This window comes from Actinocorallia lasiicapitis (assembly GCF_054778695.1).
On sequence record NZ_BAAGZI010000306.1, the window covers coordinates 1 to 7,298 of the forward strand.

The following is a 7,298-nucleotide window of genomic DNA, read 5'->3' on the forward strand; positions in this document are numbered from 1 at the left end:
AGGCATCCCCAGCGCGACCGCGCCGCCCGAGGACGCCGGGGCGGCCTGGCGGGACTCCCAGGCGTCGCCCGACCGGGTGCGCCGCACGCCGAGGACGGGACCGTCCGCGAGCAGATGGTGCGGCGCGGCGTAGGTGACCTCGACGGTCACCATGTCGCCCGGCCTGACCGGCTCCGCGGGCCGGTTGAAGTGCACGAGACGGTTGTCGGGTGCCCGCCCGGACAGCCGCTTGGTCGCGGCGTCCTTGGAGCCCTCGCCCTCGGCGACGAGCAGTTCGAGAGTGCGCCCGACCTGCTTGGAGTTCTCGTCCCAGGAGATCTGCTCCTGCAGTTCGACGAGCCGCTCGTACCGCGCCTGGACGACCTCCTTGGGGATCTGGTCGTCCATGGTCGCGGCCGGGGTGCCGGGCCGCTTGGAGTACTGGAAGGTGAAGGCGGAGGAGAACCGCGCCTCGCGGACCACGTGCAGGGTCTGCTCGAAGTCCTCCTCGGTCTCGCCGGGGAAGCCGACGATGATGTCGGTGGTGATCGCGGCGTCGGGCATCGCGGCCCGCACCCGCTCGATGATCCCCAGATAGCGTTCCTGCCGGTAGGAGCGGCGCATCGCCTTCAGCACCGGATCCGCGCCGGACTGGAGCGGCATGTGCAGCGACGGCATGACGTTCGGGGTCTCGGCCATCGCCGCGATCACGTCGTCGGTGAAGTCCTTGGGGTGCGGCGAGGTGAACCGGACCCGCTCCAGACCGTCGATCTCGCCGCAGGCCCGCAGCAGCTTCGCGAACGCCGCCCGGTCGCCGAACTCCGACCCGTAGGCGTTGACGTTCTGCCCGAGCAGGGTCACCTCGCAGACGCCCTCGGCGACCAGCGCCTCCACCTCGGCGAGGATGTCGCCGGGCCTCCTGTCCTTCTCCTTGCCGCGCAGCGCCGGGACGATGCAGAACGTGCAGGTGTTGTTGCACCCGACCGAGATCGACACCCACGCCGCGTAGGCGGACTCCCGCTTGGTCGGCAGGGTCGAGGGGAAGACCGACAGCGACTCCTCGATCTCCACCTGCGCCTCCTCCTGGACGCGGGCGCGCTCCAGCAGCACCGGCAGCGCGCCGATGTTGTGGGTGCCGAACACCACGTCGACCCAGGGGGCGCGTTTGACGATCGTGTCGCGGTCCTTCTGCGCGAGGCAGCCGCCGACCGCGATCTGCAGCCCGTTCTCGGCCTGCTTGCGGAGGTGGCCGAGGTTGCCGTAGAGCCGGTTGTCGGCGTTCTCCCGCACCGCGCAGGTGTTGAAGACGATGACGTCCGGCGCACCGGACGCCTTCACATATCCAGCGCCCTCCAGCAGGCCGGCGAGGCGCTCGGAGTCGTGGACGTTCATCTGGCAGCCGTACGTCTTGATCTCGTACGTGCGCGGAGAGGCAGTAGTCATGGCCCTCCAAGGTTACCCGGGGGCGGTGACTCACGGTTCCGTGACTAGATCGCGACCGTCCAGGACTCCCATGGCCGGAACCGTTCACGTAGCGTCTTGGTGCATGACGGACAGCGGCAATCCGCTCGTCGTGCTTGAGAACGTGAACAAGCACTACGGCGACCTGCACGTGCTGAAAGAGATCAACCTCGCCGTTGATCCGGGCGAGGTGGTCGTGGTGATCGGCCCGTCCGGCGGCGGGAAGTCGACGCTCTGCAGGACGATCAACCGGTTGGAGACCATCGACAGCGGCTCCATCCGCCTCGACGGCGAGCCCCTGCCCCAGGAGGGCAAGGGGCTGGCACGGCTCCGCGCCGACGTCGGCATGGTCTTCCAGAGCTTCAATCTCTTCGCCCACAAGACCATCCTGCAGAACATCACGCTCGGCCCGATCAAGGTCCGCAAGGTCCCGAAGGCCGAGGCCGAGAAGCAGGCCCTGGAACTGCTGGAACGGGTCGGGATCGCCGCCCAGGCGAACAAGTACCCCGCCCAGCTCTCCGGCGGCCAGCAGCAGCGCGCCGCGATCGCCCGAGCCCTGGCGATGAAACCGAAGGTGATGCTCTTCGACGAGCCCACCTCGGCGCTCGACCCGGAGATGGTCTCCGAGGTCCTCGCGGTCATGACCGACCTGGCCAGAGAAGGCATGACGATGATCGTCGTCACCCATGAGATGGGCTTCGCCCGCCAGGCCGCGCGTCGCGTGGTCTTCATGGCCGACGGCCAGATCGTCGAAGAGAACACCCCCGACGAGTTCTTCACCGGCGCCCGCACCGAGCGGGCCCGCGATTTTCTCTCCAAGATCCTCACCCATTAGCCCACCGGGAGCAGATCGTGCGAGCAAGGTCCGTCCTGGCCGTTCTTACGGCCGCAGCACTGTCGTTCAGCCTGGCCGCCTGCGGCAGCGACAGTGAGAAGAAAGAGAACGAGTCCAAGGGACTCCTGGAGCGCATCTCCGCCAATCAGAAGATCGTTGTAGGGATCAAATACGACCAGCCTTCGCTGGGGCTGAAGCAGCCCGACGGCACTTTCGCCGGGTTCGACGTGGACGTGGCGAGATTCGTGGCCAAGGAACTGGGCGTCCCGGAGAGCGGGATCGAGTTCAAGGAGACGGTCTCGGCGAACCGCGAGACCTTCCTGGAGAGCGGCCAGGTCGACATCGTCGTGGCCACCTACTCGATCACCGAGTCGCGCAAGCCGAAGGTCACCTTCGCCGGCCCGTACTACGTCGCCCACCAGGACACGATGGTCCTGACCGGCGACACCAAGATCCAGAAGGCGGCCGACCTCAAGGGCAAGAAGCTCTGCCGGGCCGCGGGATCCAACTCCTACAAGCGCGTCGTGGAGGGCCCGCCGGACGGCCAGCTCAACATCCCCGCGACCCTCGTGGACGCCACCAGCTACTCCGACTGCGTCGCCAAGCTGAAGGCGAAGGCGCTCGACGCCGTCACCACCGACGACCTGATCCTCGCGGGCTTCGCCAGCCAGCAGAAGGGCGACTTCAAGGTCATCAACGACCCGTTCAGCGATGAGAAGTACGGCATCGGCCTGAAGAAGGGCGACATCGCCGCCTGCCAGAAGATCAACGAGGCGGTCGCGAAGCTGTACAGCGCGGGCGAGGCCGGCACGCTGCTCAACAAGCACTTCTCCGGTGCCGGACTGAAGCTCGTCACCACCCAGCCGCCCGTCGAGGGCTGCGCCTGACATCTGCTGGAACAGGACCGCGTCGCGCCCGCCGCGGCGCGGTCCTCACATGGATGAGTGCGGATGGACCAACAGATCAACACTTCGCTGTTCGACTTCTCGCCGGTCTTCGACAACCTCGATCTGATCGTCAGCGGGTTCTGGGCGACGCTCAGGCTCTCCGCGGCGGCCGCGGTCCTCTCGCTGTTCTTCGGCGTGCTGCTGGTGGGGATGCGCGTGTCGCCCGTGCCGCTGCTGCGCGGTGTCGCCATCCTCGTGATCAACACCCTGCGCAACACGCCACTGACCCTGGTGATCCTGCTCTGCGCGAGCGGCATCAACGACAACCTCGGCCTGCGGTTCTCCGACACCCCGACGGTGACCTACTTCTGGTGGGGCGTCCTGGGGATCTCGGTGTACACCGGGACGTTCGTGGCCGAGGTGCTGCGCTCGGGGATCAACACCGTCCCCCTCGGCCAGGCGGAGGCCGCCCGGTCGATCGGGCTGTCGTTCGGCCAGTCGCTGCGGATGGTGATCCTCCCGCAGGCGTTCCGCGCGGTGATCGGGCCGCTCGGCAGCGTGCTCATCGCGATGATCAAGAACACCAGCATCATCGGCGCGGTCGTCTACCTCTATGACCTCACGGCCAAGATGAAAGAGATGTTCTTCGACTTCGGCGCTTCGATCCCCATCTTCCTCGGGATCGCCGCGGCGTACATGGTGCTCACCCTGCCGACCGGTTTCCTCTTCGGCTGGCTGGCCAAGCGGATGGCGGTGGCGCGTTGAGCGAGAGCTCGGTCCTGTTCGACGCTCCCGGGCCCGCGGCCCGGCGGCGCAATCTGATCCTCACGGTCGTCTCCGCGGTGGTGTTCCTCGTGGTCGGCGCGCTGGTGCTCACCCGGCTCGCGGACAAGGGGCAGCTCGACTGGGAGCTGTGGAAGCCCTTCACCTACGGCAGCACCTGGACCACCTACATCCTGCCCGGGCTCGCCAACACGCTGAAGGCCGCGGCCGTCGGCTCGGTGATGGCGCTGACGTTCGGCATGGTGTTCGGCCTGGCCAGGCTCTCCGATCACCGGGTGATCCGGTGGGTGGCCGGCGCCGTCGTGGAGTTCTTCCGGGCCATCCCGCTGCTGATCCTGATCTTCCTGCTGTTCTTCGTGCCGCCCGCGATCAGCCCGATCATCGCCGACGGCGGGCTCGGCAACCTCCAGCGGGTGCTGGTGCAGAACGTGTTCTCGGTGTTCGGGGTGGAGATCAGCAACGGCGTGGTCACGGTGCCCGCGTTCGCCGCCCTGGTGTTCGGGCTGACGCTCTACAACGGCTCCGTGCTGGCGGAGATCGTCCGGGCCGGGATCCTGGCGGTGCCGCGCGGGCAGTCCGAGGCGGCCTACGCGATCGGGCTGCGCAAGAACGGCGTCATGCGGCTGATCCTGCTGCCCCAGGCCGTCCGGGCGATGCTGCCCGCGGTCGTCAGCCAGCTCGTGGTGCTGCTGAAGGACACCGCGCTCGGGTTCATCATCGCGTTCGAGGACCTGCTCAACAGCGGGTTCCGGCAGATCCCGGCGAACTACCACAACCTGCTGCCCGCGGCGATCATCGTCTCGATCATCTATATCGCGATCAACCTCTCGCTCAGCGCGTTCGCCGGCTGGCTGGAGCGCAGGTCCCGGCGGAACCCGAAGATCGCCGGAGAGGTCCTGGCGGTCGGACCCACCGGGTTGCCCCCTACGGAACCGCCCGCTACCGCATAATTGCCGTCAGACCCCGACGAGCACGAGGAACCGGACATCGAGATGCGCGCGATCGCCGCCCTGACCGTTCTGTCCGTCCTCGTGCTGGCGGGCTGCTCCAGCGAGGGGCCCCGCGGCCTGGTCGACAAGGTGAAGGACACCGGGACGCTCGTGGTCGGGGTCCGGACGGACGCGCCCGGGCTCGGCCTGCTCAAGGGCGAGGAGTACACCGGGTTCGACGTCGAGGTCGCCCGGTACGTCGGGGCGCGGCTCGGGGCGGGCAAGGTCGAGTTCCGGCGGGCGACGGCCGACCGCGCCGTCGCGGCACTGGACCGCGGCGAGGTCGACGTGGTGATCGCCGCCTATCCGATCAGCGACGAGCACAAGCAGCGGGTCTCGTTCGCCGGGCCCTATCTCGCCGGCGGCCAGGGCATCCTGATCCGGAGTTCCGAAAAGCGCGTCAAAGGGCTGGACTCGCTAAGGAAACGGAAGGTGTGCGGGGCCGCTTCGTCGGCGTCGTCGCTGGCGATCGCGGCCAGGTTCGGCGGCACCCAGGACATCGCCAACGCCTGGGGCCGCGACCATCTGAAGATCTTCAACAGCTACGCCGAGTGCCTCGAAGAGCTCGGCGCGGGACGCGTCGACGCGGTCTCCACCGACACCGCGGTCCTCGCCGGGCTCGCCGCCCCCGACGGCGGCAGGTTCACGATCGTCGACTCCGGGCTCGGCACCGCGAAGTACGGTGTCGCGCTCCGCAAGGACGACTCCCCCGGACGGTCCGCGATCAACGACGCACTCGCCGCGATGGTCACCGACGGTAGCTGGCAACGTGCGGTTTCCGGGAACTTCGGAACCTTCGACGGCCTGTTCACGGCACCCGCGCTCGAACGTTACTGATCTCACCGTCCCGCTCGTATCTTTCCGGGCTCAACTGCGCAGACTTGACCTCAATCACCCGCCCGGTGCGGGACGATTCGTTGTATGACCGCACGCGTTACCCCCTACGGTTCCTGGTCCTCCCCGATCTCCGCAGCCGACGTCGCCCGCAGCCGCGTCCGCCTGAGTTTCCCGACCGTCAAGGGCGATGACGTGTGGTGGCAGGAGACCAGGCCGGAGGAGGGCGGCCGCACCACGGTCATGTTCAACGGTCACGAACTGCTGCCGGCCCCCTGGAACGCGCGGACCCGTGTGCACGAGTACGGCGGCAAGGCCTATCTGGCGACCGCGCGCGGGCTCGTCTTCGCCAACTACGAGGACCAGCGGCTGCACCTGCTGTCCCCTGGCGACGCCAAGCCGCGTCCACTGACCCCCGAACCGGCCATGGCCGCCGGGCTGCGCTACGCCGATCTGGTGCTCTCGCCGGACGAGACAGAAGTGTGGTGCGTGTGCGAGGGACATGTGGCGGCGGCGGTCGGCGACGACGGAACCGTCACCGGGCAGCCCGGTGTGCGGCGGGCGATCGTCGCGGTCCCCCTGGACGGGCGTGCGGCCAACGATCCGGGGGCGATCGGCGAGCTGGTCACCGGCTCCGACTTCTACGCCTCCCCCACGCCTTCGCCGGGCGGCGGCTACCTGGCCTGGGTGCAGTGGAACCACCCGCGGATGCCCTGGGACGGCACCGAGCTGCGCGTCGGCGTGATCGACGCCGACAAGGTCGTGTCGCCGCGCACCGTCAAGGGCGGTATGTCGGAGTCGGTGCTGGCGCCGGTGTGGCGTGACGACAAGAGCCTGTACGTGGTGTCCGACTGGCCGGGGTTCTGGAACATCTACCAGGTCGGCCTGTACGGGGAGTCGCCGCAGGCGCTCTACCCGGCCGAGGAGGAGTTCGCCGAGCCGCTGTGGGAGCTCGGCGGGATGCCGTTCGCGCTGCTGGGCGACGGGCGGCTGGCCGTCACGCACGGCCAGGGCGACCGGCGGATGAGTTTCTACGACCCCGAGACCCTCGAGCTGGAAGAGCTCGACCTGCCCTACACCGACTGGCAGATGAGCCTGTCGGCCGACGGCGCGACCGTGGTCGGGATCGCCTCGTCGCCGACCCTGCCGCCGTCGGTGGTGAAGGTGTCGCCTTCGGGCGTCCAGGTGCTGCGGCGCGAACTCGACCGGCTGCCCGACGAGAACCACCTGCCGGTGCCGGTCGCCGAGACCTTCGAAGGCCATTTCGGACGGCCGGTGCACGCCTACGTGTTCGAGCCGCGCAACCCCGAGCACACCGCGCCGGACGGCGAACTGCCGCCGTACGTGGTGTTCGTCCACGGCGGGCCCACCGGGCGGACCAGCGGCGCCCTCAATCTGGAGCGGGCCTACTTCACCAGCCGCGGGATCGGCGTCATCGACGTCGACTTCGGCGGTTCGTCCGGGTACGGACGGGCCTACCGGGAGCGGCTGCGCCGCCAGTGGGGCGTCGTCGACGTCGAGGACGCCACC

The 7,298-nt window shown here is 68.6% G+C and carries 7 protein-coding genes; 6 read left to right on the forward strand and 1 reads right to left on the reverse strand.

Going from position 1 to position 7,298, the window contains the following annotated elements:
- Positions 1–1,422 (reverse strand): tRNA (N6-isopentenyl adenosine(37)-C2)-methylthiotransferase MiaB (gene miaB, locus ACYVE7_RS25645; protein WP_460367977.1); only part of this gene is annotated, 1,422 nt, incomplete at its 3' end.
- Between the two features lie 103 nt (positions 1,423–1,525).
- Between miaB and ACYVE7_RS25650 the strand changes: the two genes are divergently transcribed.
- The 6 genes from ACYVE7_RS25650 to ACYVE7_RS25675 all read left to right on the forward strand — a co-directional run.
- Positions 1,526–2,275, forward strand: a complete 750-nt coding sequence (locus ACYVE7_RS25650) for an amino acid ABC transporter ATP-binding protein (protein WP_460367979.1) — start codon at positions 1,526–1,528, stop codon at positions 2,273–2,275.
- A gap of 17 nt (positions 2,276–2,292) precedes the next feature.
- A complete protein-coding gene (locus ACYVE7_RS25655; protein ID WP_460367981.1) occupies positions 2,293–3,162 on the forward strand; it encodes a glutamate ABC transporter substrate-binding protein in 870 nt (289 codons plus the stop codon).
- 63 nt (positions 3,163–3,225) lie between these two features.
- Complete coding sequence (locus ACYVE7_RS25660) at positions 3,226–3,927, forward strand: amino acid ABC transporter permease (RefSeq protein ID WP_460367982.1); 702 nt, start codon at positions 3,226–3,228, stop codon at positions 3,925–3,927.
- Positions 3,924–4,895 (forward strand): amino acid ABC transporter permease, encoded by a 972-nt coding sequence (locus tag ACYVE7_RS25665; protein WP_460367983.1) that lies wholly within the window; start codon positions 3,924–3,926, stop codon positions 4,893–4,895. The genes ACYVE7_RS25660 and ACYVE7_RS25665 overlap by 4 nt, the downstream gene beginning before the upstream one ends.
- A complete protein-coding gene (locus ACYVE7_RS25670; RefSeq protein ID WP_460367985.1) occupies positions 4,896–5,771 on the forward strand; it encodes a transporter substrate-binding domain-containing protein in 876 nt (291 codons plus the stop codon). It abuts the gene before it with no gap.
- 84 nt (positions 5,772–5,855) lie between these two features.
- A partial coding sequence (locus ACYVE7_RS25675) for a S9 family peptidase (protein ID WP_460367987.1) occupies positions 5,856–7,298 on the forward strand: 1,443 nt, incomplete at its 3' end.